General features: G+C 36.6%; 16 protein-coding genes. All 16 read left to right on the forward strand.

From position 1 onward, the window contains the following. The first annotated feature begins 85 nt into the window (after positions 1-85). The 16 genes from E8M05_RS02735 (at position 86) to E8M05_RS02820 (ending at position 15476) form a co-directional block, all read left to right on the forward strand. Positions 86-340 carry a DUF3923 family protein gene (locus E8M05_RS02735; protein ID WP_003063626.1) on the forward strand — a complete coding sequence of 85 codons (255 nt, stop codon included), beginning with the start codon at positions 86-88 and terminating at the stop codon, positions 338-340. A 302-nt stretch (positions 341-642) separates the two neighbouring features. Next, positions 643-1968, forward strand: a complete 1326-nt coding sequence (locus tag E8M05_RS02745; RefSeq protein WP_048791219.1) for a bifunctional metallophosphatase/5'-nucleotidase — start codon at positions 643-645, stop codon at positions 1966-1968. A 31-nt stretch (positions 1969-1999) separates the two neighbouring features. Further along, the gene (locus E8M05_RS02750; RefSeq protein ID WP_003063631.1) at positions 2000-2578 is read left to right on the forward strand and encodes a YutD family protein; all 579 of its coding nucleotides are present in this window, start codon (positions 2000-2002) and stop codon (positions 2576-2578) included. Between the two features lie 21 nt (positions 2579-2599). Next, the gene (gene rlmN / locus E8M05_RS02755; RefSeq protein ID WP_136596403.1) at positions 2600-3706 is read left to right on the forward strand and encodes a dual-specificity RNA methyltransferase RlmN; all 1107 of its coding nucleotides are present in this window, start codon (positions 2600-2602) and stop codon (positions 3704-3706) included. Then, positions 3706-4227, forward strand: a complete 522-nt coding sequence (locus E8M05_RS02760; RefSeq protein WP_003063633.1) for a VanZ family protein — start codon at positions 3706-3708, stop codon at positions 4225-4227. The genes rlmN and E8M05_RS02760 overlap by 1 nt, the downstream gene beginning before the upstream one ends. A gap of 174 nt (positions 4228-4401) precedes the next feature. Then, the gene (locus E8M05_RS02765) at positions 4402-6147 is read left to right on the forward strand and encodes an ABC transporter ATP-binding protein (RefSeq protein WP_048791220.1); all 1746 of its coding nucleotides are present in this window, start codon (positions 4402-4404) and stop codon (positions 6145-6147) included. Then, positions 6137-7882, forward strand: coding sequence for an ABC transporter ATP-binding protein (locus E8M05_RS02770; protein ID WP_048791221.1), 1746 nt, complete (start codon positions 6137-6139; stop codon positions 7880-7882). Before E8M05_RS02765 ends, E8M05_RS02770 begins: the two co-directional genes overlap by 11 nt. Before the next feature lie 339 nt (positions 7883-8221). Next, on the forward strand, positions 8222-9100 hold the full coding sequence (locus E8M05_RS02775) for an ABC transporter ATP-binding protein (protein WP_048791222.1): 879 nt from the start codon (positions 8222-8224) through the stop codon (positions 9098-9100). After that, positions 9097-9828 (forward strand): ABC transporter permease, encoded by a 732-nt coding sequence (locus E8M05_RS02780; protein WP_048791223.1) that lies wholly within the window; start codon positions 9097-9099, stop codon positions 9826-9828. Before E8M05_RS02775 ends, E8M05_RS02780 begins: the two co-directional genes overlap by 4 nt. After that, complete coding sequence (locus tag E8M05_RS02785; protein ID WP_211116051.1) at positions 9825-10916, forward strand: sensor histidine kinase; 1092 nt, start codon at positions 9825-9827, stop codon at positions 10914-10916. The genes E8M05_RS02780 and E8M05_RS02785 overlap by 4 nt, the downstream gene beginning before the upstream one ends. A 1-nt stretch (position 10917) precedes the next feature. After that, complete coding sequence (locus tag E8M05_RS02790) at positions 10918-11514, forward strand: response regulator transcription factor (RefSeq protein WP_003063639.1); 597 nt, start codon at positions 10918-10920, stop codon at positions 11512-11514. A gap of 1017 nt (positions 11515-12531) precedes the next feature. Further along, on the forward strand, positions 12532-13050 hold the full coding sequence (locus E8M05_RS02800; RefSeq protein WP_082731470.1) for a zinc-binding dehydrogenase: 519 nt from the start codon (positions 12532-12534) through the stop codon (positions 13048-13050). Positions 13051-13184: 134 nt separating this feature from the next. Further along, positions 13185-13502 carry a hypothetical protein gene (locus E8M05_RS11275; RefSeq protein WP_181964808.1) on the forward strand — a complete coding sequence of 106 codons (318 nt, stop codon included), beginning with the start codon at positions 13185-13187 and terminating at the stop codon, positions 13500-13502. A gap of 75 nt (positions 13503-13577) precedes the next feature. Beyond that, complete coding sequence (locus E8M05_RS02810; protein WP_003063646.1) at positions 13578-13955, forward strand: GntR family transcriptional regulator; 378 nt, start codon at positions 13578-13580, stop codon at positions 13953-13955. Between the two features lies 1 nt (position 13956). Then, positions 13957-14820 (forward strand): ABC transporter ATP-binding protein, encoded by an 864-nt coding sequence (locus tag E8M05_RS02815; RefSeq protein WP_003063649.1) that lies wholly within the window; start codon positions 13957-13959, stop codon positions 14818-14820. Then, the gene (locus E8M05_RS02820; protein ID WP_058692773.1) at positions 14820-15476 is read left to right on the forward strand and encodes an ABC-2 transporter permease; all 657 of its coding nucleotides are present in this window, start codon (positions 14820-14822) and stop codon (positions 15474-15476) included. Before E8M05_RS02815 ends, E8M05_RS02820 begins: the two co-directional genes overlap by 1 nt. Positions 15477-16533: the final 1057 nt, after the last annotated feature.

Genomic DNA, 16533 nt, shown 5'->3' on the forward strand with positions numbered 1-16533 from the left:
TTAAATTAATTTTTTCTTAAGTTTCATTGGGTAAAATTCCCTTAAAATATGGCAGTAGATTAGTAACAATAGATAGGAGGGAGTTATGACGAACTGGCAAAAGCGATTTGTGATTTGGTTTAATCTTGCCATTTTATTTATTTTTTTAGATGTGACTTTGTTGATATTTATTCGGTCGATTAATAGTCATGGTGTTTATCAGACAATGCAAATGAAATGGCTAACGTTCTCAATGTGGATTCTCTGTTATGCTTTTGTTTGGACGTGTCAGGGTGTGGGGTATATGTTTTTTAAACATATTAAACAAGTAAGAAAACAAGAAGATAGGCATGTGATTTAATATGAGATAATGAGTTGGATTTACAGAATCTGATTCATTTTTTATGCTTAGTTTAATAAAAATAATATTTTAAAAATTCTTTGCAGAACTAATTGGGACATTTGTTTTTCTTGGGACAGGAGCAGCTGTCTTGGGTGGCGGAGCAGATAGTGTTGTTGGCTATACGTCGATTGCATTAGCATTTGTTTTAACGATTGTGATTTTTGCTTACAGTATTGGTATAGTTTCTGGTTTTTTGTGATAAAAATGGCTTAAAAACGCTAGAATATCACTATTTAAGCGGAAAATGCTATAATAAAATTATGACAGAAAAGCTAACGATTTTACATTTAAATGATTGGCATTCGCATTTTGAAACCTATCCAAAATTAAAACGATTTTTCCAAGATTATGCTGACCAAGATGCTGAGGTTATCAAGATTGATGTTGGTGACAATATTGATCGTTGGCATCCAATGACCGATGCAACGCAAGGAAAATATAATGTTCAATTGATGAATGAGCTAGGCATTGATTTTGCGACAATTGGGAATAACGAAGGCATTGGACTGGCTAAAACGATGCTCAATCAAGTCTACGAAAATGCTAATTTTGATGTGATTTTAGGAAATTTAGAGGATGAAGCTGGACGTCCAACGTGGGCTAAGCCTTACAAGATTTATGAGACAGCTCTTGGGACAAAGATTGTCTTTTTAGCCTACACTTTTCCTTATTACCTAACGTATCATCCAGGTGGTTGGCAAGTGCTGGACCCAATCACATGCTTAAATCGTGATTTGGAAATTCCAGAGGTCAAATCAGCAGATTTCCATATTTTATTGAGTCATCTAGGTTTGCCATTTGATGAAAAAATCACCGCAGAAGTGCCAGAAATTGACTTGATTATTGGTGCTCACACGCATCATGTCTTTGAGGACGGTGCTTGTCTTAACGGCACTTATTTAGCGGCCGCTGGAAAATATGGTCAGTTTGCTGGTGAAATCAACTTGACCTTTGAGCACCATGAACTGAGCGATATCACCATTCATGCCCACGAAACGAGTCATATGCCAAGTAAGCCTAGTGATAAAGAATGGATAGAAACAGTTGAAGCGAATGGTCGCAAACTGTTAAGTCAAGAAATAGTCAAATCTTTTGACCATGAATTGAGCCTTGATGAGTCACGTCAAATCGTTATGGCAGCAATGAAAGAATACGCTAATGCAGATATTGCCATGATAAATTCTGGTTTAGTGGTGACCCCATTTTCTAAAAATGTCACTAAGGATACACTACACCATTCCTTACCACATCAAATGCGCTTGGCAAGATTAGAAGTGACGACTGACGAATTAATGACAATTTGCCAAGATGTCTTTTCACAAGCAGAATTGTTAGCTAATCAACAAATCCGTGGCATGGGCTTTCGCGGAAAAGAATTTGGTAGGGTTTTGACTAGCGGCTTTGATTACAAAAATGGAAAAATAGTGTATAATGAAAAGGTTACGAATGAAAAGGACACTATCAGTTTAGTCTTGGTTGATCAATATTACTTTGCGCGTTATTTTGAGACCATAAAATCTCACCAAGCAGAGTTACTTTTTCCTGAATTACTACGTGAACTGGTAGAGACCTACCTTAAAAAATAATATGAATTTTAGCGATTAAGAGAGGAGACCGATGAGAAAAGATATCTCTCCTGAAATGTACAATTACAATAAATTTCCTGGTCCGCAATTTGTGGCGTTTTCTGACCGTGTCAAGAGTGATGATATTGAATTGTTAATTTTGGAAAATGAGAAGAATGCTTTTGATGCAACTGTTTTTAGTCAACGTTTTTCAGAAATTTTACTAAAATACGATTATATTGTCGGTGATTGGGGAAATGAACAGTTACGTTTGAAGGGATTTTACAAGGATGACCGAGATGTTAAGAAAACAAATCGCATCTCACGTCTAGACGATTACATTAAGGAATATTGTAATTTTGGTTGTGCTTATTTTGTGCTTGAAAATTTAGAGCCTCGTCGTGTTAAATCTGACGACGATAAACCAACGAAACGTCATAAATCACAAAAGCGCTCCTCGCAGAAAAAGAAATCAGAACCTAAAAAATCTGACCGCTCGGCAAATAAACATTTTAAGAGTCAAAAACGTAAAGATACAAAAGTACGTAGTGAACGTCAACAAAAACGAGAACAACAAAAAGAAATTCAATCGGTAAAAAAACAATTTGTGATTCGCCGAAAAGAGAAATAGGAAGGATTTGGTATTTACAGAATGCAAACAGAAACTAAGGATATGAAGCCCTCGATTTACGCTTTAACACGTGATGAATTGATTGAATGGGCAATCGAACACGGGGAAAAGAAATTCCGTGCGACGCAAATTTGGGATTGGCTTTACCGTAAACGCGTCCAATCTTTTGAAGAAATGACAAATATCTCAAAAGATTTTATTGCTGTTTTGAATGAAAACTTCTGCGTGAATCCTTTGAAACAACGTGTGATTCAAGAAGCTTCTGACGGAACAGTTAAATATTTGTTTGAATTGCCTGATGGTATGTTGATTGAAACAGTATTGATGCGCCAGCATTATGGTTTATCAGTCTGTGTGACATCACAAGTTGGTTGTAACATAGGTTGCTCATTCTGCGCTAGTGGATTGCTTAAAAAGCAACGTGATTTGACAAGTGGTGAAATAACATCACAAATCATGATGGTACAAAAATATTTTGATGAACGTGGTCAAGATGAGCGCGTGAGTCACGTGGTTGTTATGGGAATTGGTGAACCATTTGACAATTACAACAATGTTTTGCGCTTCCTACGTACGATTAATGATGACAATGGCTTAGCAATTGGTGCGCGTCATATTACGGTTTCAACATCAGGTTTAGAACATAAAATCCGTGATTTTGCCCACGAAAGCTTGCAAGTGAACCTTGCTGTGTCACTTCATGCGCCAAACAACGAATTGCGTTCACAAATCATGCGTGTTAACCGTTCATTCCCACTTGAAAAACTTTTTGCAGCGATTGAATATTACGTTGAAACAACAAATCGTCGTGTGACATTTGAGTATATCATGCTAAATGAAGTCAATGATTTTCCAGAAAATGCGCAAGAATTGGCTGATTTGACGAAGAAAATCCGCAAGTTGTCTTATATTAACTTGATTCCGTACAATCCAGTATCAGAACATGACCAATACAGCCGTTCAAGTAAAGAACGTGTAGCTGCTTTTTACGATGTTCTCAAGAAAAATGGGGTTAACTGTGTCGTTCGTCAAGAACACGGAACTGATATTGATGCAGCTTGTGGACAGTTACGCTCAAATACTATGAAACGTGACCGTCAAAAAGCCGTTGCTGAAAAAACAAAGTAATGATGTCAAGATTTTTGAATAAGACTGCTGAATTAACGCCATTGGGACGTCGGATTATAAAGGTGCTTGTGGTTTTATACGCCATAGCCATTTGTTTGATGTGCTTTAGCCCACAAACGACCATTGATGGCATTGAAACACCAAATATCATTTATTACGGTCGTTTACGTCTCTTACTTGTGCCGTTTAACACGTTTGTTGGGTTTAGCCAATTAGACGGATTTTTGGAGATTTTTTGGGTAATTGCGCAAAATGTGATGAATATTTTTCTGCTTTTTCCCTTAATGCTAGGCGTGATAGCATTATGTCCGAAATTGAGAACGTGGCAAAGAGCTACGTTATTGGCGTTTATTATCAGTCTTTGCATTGAAACTACGCAGATTGTGGTGGATTTGCTGTACAATGCTAATCGTGTTTTTGAAATTGATGACCTTTGGACAAATACCTTGGGTGGTTTGCTAGCCTTTTTAGCTTATCAGTGGTTTGTCAAACGATATCAGAAATATCAAAGAGAAAATTAGGTTATAAAGAGTGAGATGACTATTTTCCAATGAATAGTCATCTCACTCTTTTTTTATTGAAGTCGTGTTTTAGTTTGCGTGGTGTGAAATAATGCTAAGATGAGTTGATGAGGAAATACAACTTGACTTAGAGTTCACTCCAAGGTGTATAATAGCAGCTAGAAAGCAGGTTTTATGAAAATTATAAAAGATCTCTGGTGGTTTTTTCGTCAGGAGAAAAGGCGCTATCTGATTGGGATTATTTCTCTGAGTTTGGTGGCGGTTTTAAATCTTATTCCACCTAAAGTTATGGGAACGGTTATCGACCGTGTGACGGCGGGCGATTTAACACACTCTGAATTACTATTAAATTTATTGTGGCTAGTCTTATCAGCAGTTGCCATGTATTTTTTGCGTTACATTTGGCGCATGTACATTTTTGGAACGTCTTATCGTTTGGGGCAAATTATGCGCTTTAGGCTTTTTGACCATTTCACAAAAATGTCGCCGAGTTTTTATCAAAAATACCGAACAGGTGATTTGATGGCGCATGCAACGAATGATATTAATGCCTTGACACGTTTAGCTGGTGGTGGTGTGATGTCAGCAGTTGATGCCACGATTACAGCCATGGTAACCTTAGTTACCATGTTTTTAACGATTTCTTGGCAAATGACCTTGGTTGCCATTATTCCGTTGCCGTTCATGGCTTATGCAACCAGTCGTTTAGGACGTCAAACGCACAAGGCGTTTAGTCAATCTCAAGCGGCTTTTTCAGAGCTTAACAACAAGGTTCAAGAGTCGGTTTCTGGTATCAAGGTGACTAAATCCTTTGGTTACCAAGATGATGAGTTACAGTCTTTCCAAGAGACCAATGAAATGACTTTCAAGAAAAATATGACGACCATGAAGTATGATGTCATGTTTGACCCTTTGGTGCTCTTATTTATCGGAGCAAGCTATGTGTTAACGTTATTTATGGGAGCAATCATGGTTGCGGCCGGTCATGTGACGGTCGGTAGTCTGGTAACGTTTATTACTTACTTAGATATGCTTGTCTGGCCTTTGATGGCGATTGGTTTTTTATTCAATATGGTGCAACGTGGATCGGTTTCCTATGAGCGAATTAGTCAGCTATTGCAACAAAAATCAGATGTTAAAGAAGCCGAAAATCCACTCCCAACGATTAAAAATGGGCGTTTGGTTTACGATATCGATGCTTTTCACTATGAAAATGAAGAAACGCTTGCGGATATTCATTTTGCGCTTGAACAAGGTCAGACTTTGGGCTTAGTTGGGCAAACAGGTTCTGGAAAGACAACTTTAATTCGCTTGCTACTGCGGGAATATGATTTGCAAGAGGGACAAATCACGCTTGACGGGCATGATATTAGAGAATATCGATTGGCTGATTTACGTCGCTTGATTGGCTATGTTCCCCAAGAACAATTTTTATTTGCGACGAGTATTTTAGAAAATATTCGTTTTGGAAATCCGAAAAGCTCTTTGGCGCAGGTTGAAGCAGCGGCTAAATTAGCAAGGGTTTATGACGATATTGTAGCAATGCCTGACGGTTTTGAGACAGTGATTGGTGAAAAGGGTGTCAGTCTGTCTGGTGGGCAAAAGCAACGTATTGCCATGAGTCGTGCCATGATTCTTGAGTCTGATATTTTAATTTTAGACGATTCTCTTTCAGCGGTTGATGCCAAGACCGAGCATGCGATTATTGAAAATCTTAAAGAAACACGGCAGAATAAATCAACGATTATCACGGCGCATCGTTTAAGTGCAGTGGTTCATGCTGATTTGATTTTGGTGCTGCAAGACGGGCATATTATTGAGCGTGGTCGTCATGAGGAACTTATTGAACAAGGTGGTTGGTACGCTGATACCTATGAAGCTCAACAATTAGAAATGGAAGGAGATGCTGATGAAGAATAATGCAAATCAATGGCGGGTTTTTAAGCGTCTCATGAGCTATCTCAAGCCATATAAATTTTTGACAGCCGTGGCTTTAGCTTTGCTATTGTTGACGACGGTGGTAAGAAGTGTCATTCCTTTGATTGCTTCTTACTTTATCGACCATTTTTTGACTGATATGAATCAGACAGCCATGTTGATTTTGGTTGGTTATTATCTCATGTATGTCTTGCAGACGATTATCCAATATTTAGGGAATTTCTATTTTGCGCATGTGTCATACAGCGTTGTCAGAGAGATTCGTCGAGATGCTTTTGCCAATATGGAAAAATTGGGAATGGCTTATTTTGACCAGACGCCAGCAGGTTCGATTGTGTCGCGTTTGACCAATGATACGGAAGCTGTCAGTGATATGTTTTCAGGGATTTTGTCTAGTTTTATTTCAGCGATTTTCATTTTCACGGTAACGTTATTGACCATGTTAAGATTGAACGCTGTTTTGACGGGCTGGGTTGCCATTTTTCTCCCCTTTATTTTTATTTTGGTTAATCTTTATCGTAAGAAGTCGGTTGCAGTCATTGAAAAAACACGTGCTTTGTTGTCGGATATTAACAGTAAACTTTCTGAGAGTATTGAAGGGATACGTATCATTCAATCTTTTAGTCAAGAGGACCGTTTGAAAGACGAATTTGAAGCGATTAATGAGGAGCATGTGCTCTATGCCAATCGTTCCATGGCGTTAGATAGTCTTTTTCTTCGTCCAGCTATGTCGCTGTTAAAACTCCTTGCTTATGCTATTTTAATGGCTTATTTTGGTTTTCGTGGCATGGAAATTGGGATTTCAGCAGGGTTAATGTACGCTTTCATTCAGTATGTTAATCGATTATTTGACCCTTTGATTGAAGTGACGCAGAATTTTTCAACGCTACAAACGTCAATGGTTTCAGCTGGTCGTGTGTTTGATTTGATTGATGAACGGCAGTACGAACCTGAACAGAAAAATGGCGAAGCAACCGTGCAAGCTGGGAATATTGAATTTAAAAATGTCAGCTTTTCTTATGACGGTGAACGCCAAATTTTAGATAATATCTCATTTAAGGTAAATCAAGGCGAAACGATTGCCTTTGTTGGCTCGACAGGTTCTGGCAAATCATCGATTATCAATGTTTTCATGCGCTTTTATGAATTTCAGTCTGGAGAAGTTTTGCTTGACGGCGTTGATATTCGTGAGTATCCTAAAGAAGAGTTGCGCCGTAATATCGGTCTCGTTTTGCAAGATCCTTTCTTATATCATGGTACAATTAAGTCCAATATCAAGATGTATCAGGATATTTCAGACGAAGCTGTTCAAGCCGCTGCGGCATTTGTAGATGCTGACCAATTCATTCAAAAATTACCTGAAAAATACGAGACAAAAGTCACCGAACGTGGTTCGAGTTTTTCAACAGGGCAACGTCAATTATTAGCTTTTGCAAGAACCGTGGCTAGTCAGCCTAAAATCCTTATCCTTGATGAAGCGACAGCCAATATTGATTCTGAAACCGAAACCATTGTTCAAGAATCATTGAAAAAAATGCGCCAAGGTCGGACAACGATTGCTATTGCACACCGTTTATCAACGATTCAAGATGCTAATTGCATTTACGTGCTGGACAAAGGCAAGATTATCGAATCTGGCAGCCACGACGAACTCCTTAGCCAAAAAGGCACTTACTATCGCATGTATCAATTACAAGCAGGCATGATGGAAAACTAAGGGAGTGAGACAAATAAGTCTCCAGTAGAGACTTTATTCATGAGCCTAAAAATTAAAAGGTGAATCAGTAGTTTCGCAGAAACTTGATTTCTCAGCAAATCTTAATTTCTTGTTGCTGACCTAAAACGGTCTATCCCCAGATTGTTGAAGTCCAAACTACTGCGTCTTGTAAATGATAACTATGTAAACAAAGAAGCTGAGCACTTTTTGTCCCAGCTTCTTTTTTAGTCTCTAAAACATGACAAAAGTCATGTGATGTTATGACATTATGAGCTAAAAAGCTTGGCTATTTTTTCATAAAATAAATTTATCACAGATGAGAAAATTGGAGATAATGAAATGATAACAGTTGAGAATTTATCTAAAACAATTAAAGGAAAGCCGATTTTGCAAGACATTTCCTTTGAAGTAGCTGCTGGAGATTGTGTGGCATTGATTGGTCCTAATGGTGCTGGTAAAACAACCTTGATGTCATGCTTGTTAGGTGATTTGAAAATCAGCAAAGGAAAGATAGTCATCAATGCTTTAGCACCGAAAAGTCAGCAATTAAAAGAAATCGTCGCCGTGTTACCACAGGAAAATCGTTTGCCGCAAAAGTTAAGAGTGTCTGAACTCATTGACTTTTTCAAGTCCATTGCCAAGACACCTTTAGCTGACCAAGAAATTGATAAGATTTTGCAATTTAGTGAGGAACAAAAAGCCCAATTGACAGAGAAATTGTCTGGTGGACAAAAACGCTTATTAGCATTTGTCTTATGCCTTATTAGCCAACCTAAAATTCTTTTCTTAGACGAACCAACGGCAGCAATGGATACCTCAACACGTCAGCATTTTTGGCAGATTATCCAAAGTCTGAAAGCAAAGGGCGTAACGATTTTTTATTCGAGCCATTATATTGAAGAAGTGGAACATACGGCAGAACGCATTTTGGTCTTGCATCATGGAAAATTGCTGCGTGATACGACACCGTTTGCCATGCGAGAAGCTGAACATGAAAAACAGTTGACTTTACCAAAAAACTTTTTGCCGATAGTGGAAAAATTACCACACATTGATAATATTGAGCTGAAAAACGACACGGTGACATTCATGACTAAAGAGATTGATAGTGTCTGGCAGAAATTGCAAGAGCAAGGTTGTCAGATTGCCGATATTGAAATTCAAAATAAAACGTTATTAAACACATTGTTTGACCAAACACAGGAGGATGAAAAATGATTGCTTTATTGAAAATTGAATGGATTAAAACATGGCGTTTTTGGATGACCTTTGTTTTGTCGATTGGTATGCCTGTTTTCTTTTTCTTGTTTTTCTCAGGTATGGAACTGTCGTCGAATTCTGAAGAACAAAAAGTGCTTGTGACAGCTTACATGCTGACAATGACAGCTTTTTCTATGTCAAGTTTTGGATTTTTCTCATTTCCAGCTATGCTTGTTGAGGATAAAACAAGCTATTGGTTGACTTACATTGAGCATTCTTCTATCCCTGTTTGGCAGTATTATTTGGTAAAAGTGATTCGTGTCTTGTTTTGTTTCTTACTTTCTATCGTGGCGACCTTTTTAGTTGGAGCTATTTTCCGCGGGGTGAGCATGCCACTTAGTCGTTGGTTTGGAGCAGGTGCTTTGTTGTTGGTATCAAGTTTCCTTTTCTTAGCATTTGGGCTATTGATTTCACAAATTAAATCACAACAATTAATGACGATTGTCGGAGATATTTCTTTTATTGGTTTAGCCATTATCGGTGGTTCATGGATGCCGATTGAGAATTTCCCAGACTGGATGCAAAAGATTTCTAAAGTAACACCAGTTTATCATGTGAATCAATTGGTGACACAGTTTGCTCAAAAGGGGCAGGTAAACGGCAAGTCCTTGATTATCATACTCGGCTATGTCATAATGATAGCAGCATTAGCGCTTATGATTAAGAATAAAACTGAGGTTAAATGATGTTGAAAAGAATTAGGGGCATTCATCCGTTATTTTATATGCCATTAGCATTTCTAGCATTCCCCGTTTTAGGGGCATTCTTTTTTGATTACCCAACTTGGACACTTGGGATAACTTTTCTGTTTTTACTAAGCTATTTATTTCTCACACATTTTGAAGAAAATATCCTAACAAACCTTTGCTGGATTTTTATGCTACTTTATGTTGTTTATATGACAATTTATGTAGATGGTGGCATGATGTGGTTTACCTTTTATTTTAATAGTTTGCTAGTTTTTCGATTTCAAGATAATTACACTTCCTTTCGATTTCTCGCCTATGATTTAGCAATGCTGTTTATGATTATTTCTGGTGTCAGTTTGGCAGATGACTTATCGTCACAAGTAATGATTTTTTTGGTTCCTGTTGTTAATTATGGCATTTTAGTTTATTGGATGGATGATCGAAAAAATGAAATTCAACGAAAAGCAATCATGGAAAAGAATCGCACCATTAATCTTTTATTGGCTGAAAATGAGCGAAACCGTATTGGGCGTGATTTGCATGATACTTTGGGGCACGTTTTTGCGGCAATGACCTTAAAAACAGAATTAGCACTCAAGCAATTAGAAAAAGAAAAATATGACCTTGTCAAAAAAGAGTTGGAAGAATTGAGTCAAACCAGTCGTTCTTCCATGCATGATGTCAGAAACATTATCAATAATCTCAAATTCAGAACGGTGAGCGAAGAAATTGAGCATTTGAATGAGTTTTTTGCCATGACAGATATTGATTATCAGCTGCAAAATGATTTGAATGTGGAAGCCATGGCACCCTTGATGCAGTCGAGTATCGGTATGATTTTGCGTGAATTAAGCAATAACGTCATCAAGCACAGCCAAGCGCAAACTTGCCGTATTCACCTTTTTGAAAACCAAGAAAAATTAGTGATGACAATTACAGATGATGGAGTTGGTTTTGACGACTTAACAGGAAATGAATTAAAATCCATTCGTGACCGTTTGCTGTTGGTCAAGGGAGATGTGGAGATTTTATCCCAAGCTAAACCAACCATGATTCAAGTTAGTATCAGTTCAAAGGAGAATTAAGATGAAATTGTTAGTTGCCGAGGACCAATCCATGTTGCGAGACGCGCTGTGCCAATTGCTTCTTATGGAAGATGATGTCGATGAGATTTTGCAAGCAGGAGATGGCGCGCAAGCTATTGGCATATTGCAAGTGGAAAATGTTGATGTGGCTATCCTTGATGTGGAAATGCCGAAAAAATCTGGTCTGGATGTTTTGGAATGGATTCGAAAACACAAGGAAATGAAAGTGATTATTGTGACCACGTTTAAGCGCGTGGGCTATTTTGAACGAGCCGTTAAGGCAGGTGTTGACGCTTATGTCCTAAAAGATCGCTCAACATCAGAACTCATGACGACCATTCACACGGTGCTTGCAGGGAAAAAGGAATACTCACCAGAGCTCATGGAAACCATGATGACCCAAGATAACCCACTTAGCCAACAAGAAAAACGCATATTACAATTAATATCACTTGGCAAAACAAACCAAGAAATCGCTGATACCCTTTACCTCTCAAACGGAACTGTCCGAAATTACATCTCATCTATCCTTAACAAATTATCCGCCAACAACCGCGTAGAAGCCGCAAGAATCGCCGAAGAACACGGATGGGTGTAAGGGGAAATTTTTTTCTAGCTGAAAGCAACTGCTTGGCAATGTAATATTTGTTAATAAAAACGCATTCTTAAAAAAGTTGACACCGTGTGTACTTTTTGTTTCTGAGATGAGGTGTTAGAAAATTCATCTCAAATTATATATGTCTTTTTGACTATCTTTTTATATCCTCTTAAATGTCCGAAAAGCTTTATTTTATAGGATATACGGACATTTTTACTTGAACTGTCATCGGGAGAATGGAAATATCTCAATCAGGCTGAAAAAGAAGTCTGTCAGTTTTTAAGAACAGAGGAACGTCTAAATACAGAATTGAAGCGCTGACACTATGATAACTTCTTTGACAGCGAGAAAGAATGGTTGGAATATGAGTTAGAAAAGTTACGAGAATATATTACAGACGATATTAACGAGAAAAGTATTGTAGTGTCCGACCTTTACCCAATCAAAGAATTTATCCAACATTTGAAGTTTCAAAAACTGTTAGACTGCTATGATGATTTATACAGTATGGATATGTTTTGGGAAAGCATAGAAGGACATAAATATAGGACACCTTATCAAGTCGTGAAATGATGAATCCGAACTCGAAAGAGGATATGGAACTGTTATCGAAATTACCGTGGGTAACGGGTAAATTTGATGATAATGACGAGTAACCTTTTTCCTTTTGCATGGAAGATACAGCAAACAAAAAGCCCAGTAAAGAGTGCAAAGCACCACCAATGGTGGCAAGCTCTTGACAAGGCTTTTTCTTTTCTGTTATGGGTAATCAAGAGGAAGAAAAGAATAAAATCCGATTTGTGGTAAATCAGACAAAAGTAACACAAGTATCGTAATACGAACAGATGTTACATAAGGATAGCAATTGGGAGATTGTCAATTGAAATAATATCTTCTGCTTATCTTTTATGCCTACAACTATTTCTCCATTAGAAGCTGCTTCTATCCCATGTGCTGGAGATACTGCTTTAGTAGCTTTGATATAAAGGCAAACTTAAATCGGGCGAAAGAGTTTTAATAAGGGGAGCAGGCGGTGTTGGTTTTTTTGCTGTGCAAATTGCAAAATCTATAGGAGCTCATGTTACTGTACTGGGTTCAAAAACAGTAACAGAACAAATAAAAAACTATGGTGCAGATGAAGTGTTTGATTATCATAAAACTTCTTTAGAAGATTTAGGGAAATTTGATTTGATTTTTGATTCTGTGGGAACAAACCATAATATACTAAGAAAACATCTTACCCCAAATGGACGTTTACTTACAATCGCTTTTCAACCTCTTGAATTAGTAAAACTTATTTTTTCTGTACGTTTTGGGAAACATAGAATTCGTTTAGTTATCGCTTTTCCTAATCGTGAAAATCTTACACATCTTGCACGATTAGTAGATAACGGAGATATTGTTACCAACATTGATTCTGTTTATCCGATTGACGAAATTGTCAAGGCACATAAACGGGCTGAACAACGTGGTATATTAGGAAAAATTGTAGTAGATATAGCAGGACAAGGGAATTTGAAATCTAACAAAAAATAGCGTTATAAGATAAAAAGTAATATTACAGTATTTAAAGCTCGCACAAACAATATGTTTTGTGTGGGCTTTTTTCTTGCTATCTTTTCAGTATTTCCGTTTATATATTTCAGCATTGTCAGAAAGGTGGTCAGATTATGAGGACATCTTCTTTCGAGCACATCGTCAAATTACAGTTTAATTCCTTAATGCTGATTATCATTAAGAACAAATTAAAAAGCCGGTACAGACAGCTTGCAAGACGTTCTAAACGTGAAGTATTGTTTTGTGAAATAACCGAAACAAAACAAGTTGAACGTGGAATGAATGATACCTATTTTTATGATTGTGTATCATTTAAAGTCCTGCACTTTACGATTTATGTATCTGATGAAACACTCGGTACAGCTTTACATAGACTGTCAGAAAAACAGCATATGAAAATTATCTGGAATTTTAGTAATACCAGAGAATAAACTTCACTTGACAAAATGTTAAAATTGTTTAAAATGTACTTATACACCAAGTACATTTTGATTTGAGGTGAGAATATGGAAATTATTATCAGTAATAATGCTAACAAGCCCATATATGAACAGATAACATTCCAAATTAAAGCAATGATTATGAGTGAAGAACTGAAAGCAGGGGATAATCTTCCTTCCATGAGAGCTTTGGCAAAATCACTTCATGTGAGTGTTATCACAGTGCAAAAGGCTTATGAAGACTTACAGCGTGACGGTTTTATTGAAACCACAATAGGAAGGGGAAGTTTTGTATCTGCTCAAAATAAAGAATTTTATCAAGAAGAGCAGCAACGTATTGCAGAAGAACATTTACAAATTGCCGCAGAAATAGGGCGTACAAACAACATTTCACTTTCTAAACTACAAGAACTACTTACACTTTTTTATACGGAGGACGAATAATATGGATTATGCTTTAAAATTACAAAAAGTATGTAAGCAATATAATGGTTCAGACTTTGCTTTAGATAAAGTTACATTTGCCTTACCAGTTGGTACAGTTATGGGCTTTGTAGGGGAAAACGGTGCGGGGAAAACAACAACAATCGGCTGCATTCTGAATACGCTCAAAAAAGATAAGGGGTCGATAGAGATTTTCGGAAAAGAAATGCAAGATGATGATACACATATACGGGAAAAAATAGGTGTCGTGTATGATGGCGATAATTTTCCTGATTATCTGTCAGCAAAACAACTCTCAAATATTATGGCAGGTATTTATAAACAATGGGATATGGCCTTGTTTAATGAATATTTAGAAAAATTCTCTTTAAAAAGTAACCAAAAAATTTCAAAATATTCTAAGGGTATGACAATGAAACTGGCAATTGCTGTTGCATTATCCCACCACCCCGACTTGCTTATTCTTGACGAAGCAACGAGTGGATTAGACCCTGTAATGCGTGAAGAAATGCTAGACATTTTTTTGGACTTTGTAGAAAATGAAAAGCATTCAATACTTTTATCTTCTCACATTACCAGCGACTTAGAACGAATAGCTGATTATATTACTTTTATCCACAAGGGCAAGATTATTCTAACAGAGACAAAAGATAATCTGATTTATCGTTATGCAATTTTAAGATGTTCTGACAAGAATTTTTCATCTTTGGATAAGGAAGATATAGTGGCTTACCGTAGAAGAGATTATCAGATAGATGTTTTAGTTTCTGATATTGAAGAGGCCAGAAGAAAATATCCTAAAATTATTATTGACCATACAACGATTGATGAAATCATGTTGCTATTAGTAAAGGGGGGAAAGTGATGAAAGGACTTTTAAAAAATAATTTTATGGGATTAACGGAAAATATAAAAGTTTTATTTCCGCTTTTGATTATCTTAGGTAGTATTGTTTCAGTTACAGGTGATGCTTCTTTGTTAAGTATTTATTCTCTATCTGTTACCCCGATACTGTCAATATTAGCCGTGTTATGTTTAAGGAAAGAAACTTTATCGAAATGGTATAAATACAAGATTTCATTGCCAGTAAAACGGAATAAGATTGTTCAAAGTTACTATATTAGTCATTTGTCTTGGTGTATAGGAGGTATGGCAATCGTAACAGTCTTTATGCTTCTTACTGTTATTATTCACGGCAATCAATATTTTTATTATGGCTTTCGAGATGCGATTACACTTATTTTGGGCGGTGGTATTTTAGCACTTTTTGTCGGATCTATTTTTTATCCACTTTATTATTTTTTAGGCGTGGAAAAAATTGAAATTACAGCAATCATAAGTTTGGTTATTTCCGTTGCTATTATCGTTGGAATAAGCCTGCTCATAAATATATGGCTTCATGGAGATGTATCTGATACAACGTACTATATAAGTTTAATAGTGATTTTAATTATTACCTGTCTTAGTTTTGTATGTTCCTATTTATTATCAGCATTTCTTTATAAGAAAAAAGAGTTTTAGTTTTCCCATAAAGAACTAAGGTGATTGATAGAGCTCAAATTCTAACATTAAGTTAGACATAAAAAGCCATCTATGTTAGGATCAGAAAAACCACCACATTTGTCTGAAAGAAATGGCATAGATGACCTATCCTCATTTTACCGCAAATGAGTTTGTTATGGTGGTAGAATTGCTAGTGGTATGCTAGCTTTTCATACGTTCTCTCGTATTTGATAATATAAGTGACTTTACTAATGTAGAGGTATTTGGAAAAATTCAAGTTGAATCGAAATCAGTTAAAAGTTCTTGCAACTATTTTATTGTCTTTGATAATATTTATCTTCGTTTTGCTGGTTTGCCAAGTATTATTCATTTATTAACTCGATTTGTTGCTCTTTTACTTTGGCTGAGGGATTTTTTCGTACCTACTCTCGAAAAGAATATTACAAAAGGTTGTGGATAGCTTGATGTAGATTTGTGACTTATTTCACTGGCTTTATTGAAAGAAAAAGAGATTTCTGAAGTACCTTTTTGACCTTAGCGATGTCATTCAGCGTGATATGGCTGATTGATACAGCTAAGAAAGCCAAAGGAAATTAAAAGAATTTTGCTAAATGTGGTGGGCGGTAGCACTTGCTGTTGGGGGCAAGATAATAAGTGAAGATGGTTTACCCATTATTCCATTTGTTTTTATCACCAAAAGGCAAAACAAGCGGTGATCTATTTCTTTACGCTTTATGGTGGCTTGAGTTTAGTCATAAAATAAGGCTTTGAGTTGTTTTGTGTAAATTCGGACTGGATGAGATTTTTAGTGATTTCTTTTATGCACCTCTATAATGGAATGGTGAAAAAGGGCAATCAAGACTTTATCAAAAGTGTTTTTTCTATTTTTTTATTCTTTGCATTTATGGATTTTAGCTATGATAAGTGTTGTTATAAAGTGAAATTATTTTAGAGGAGGTTGAGGCAAAAATGCGCAGCCTCTTTGTTTATGTCACTCAAACCAATTATCGTGGAAGGCATCAATAAAAGATATTTTCTTTGGTCTGGAGAATAAAAAATAAGTTGTTTTGAAAAA

The sequence above is a fragment of the Streptococcus pasteurianus genome, from assembly GCF_004843545.1.
GTDB lineage: Bacteria > Bacillota > Bacilli > Lactobacillales > Streptococcaceae > Streptococcus > Streptococcus pasteurianus.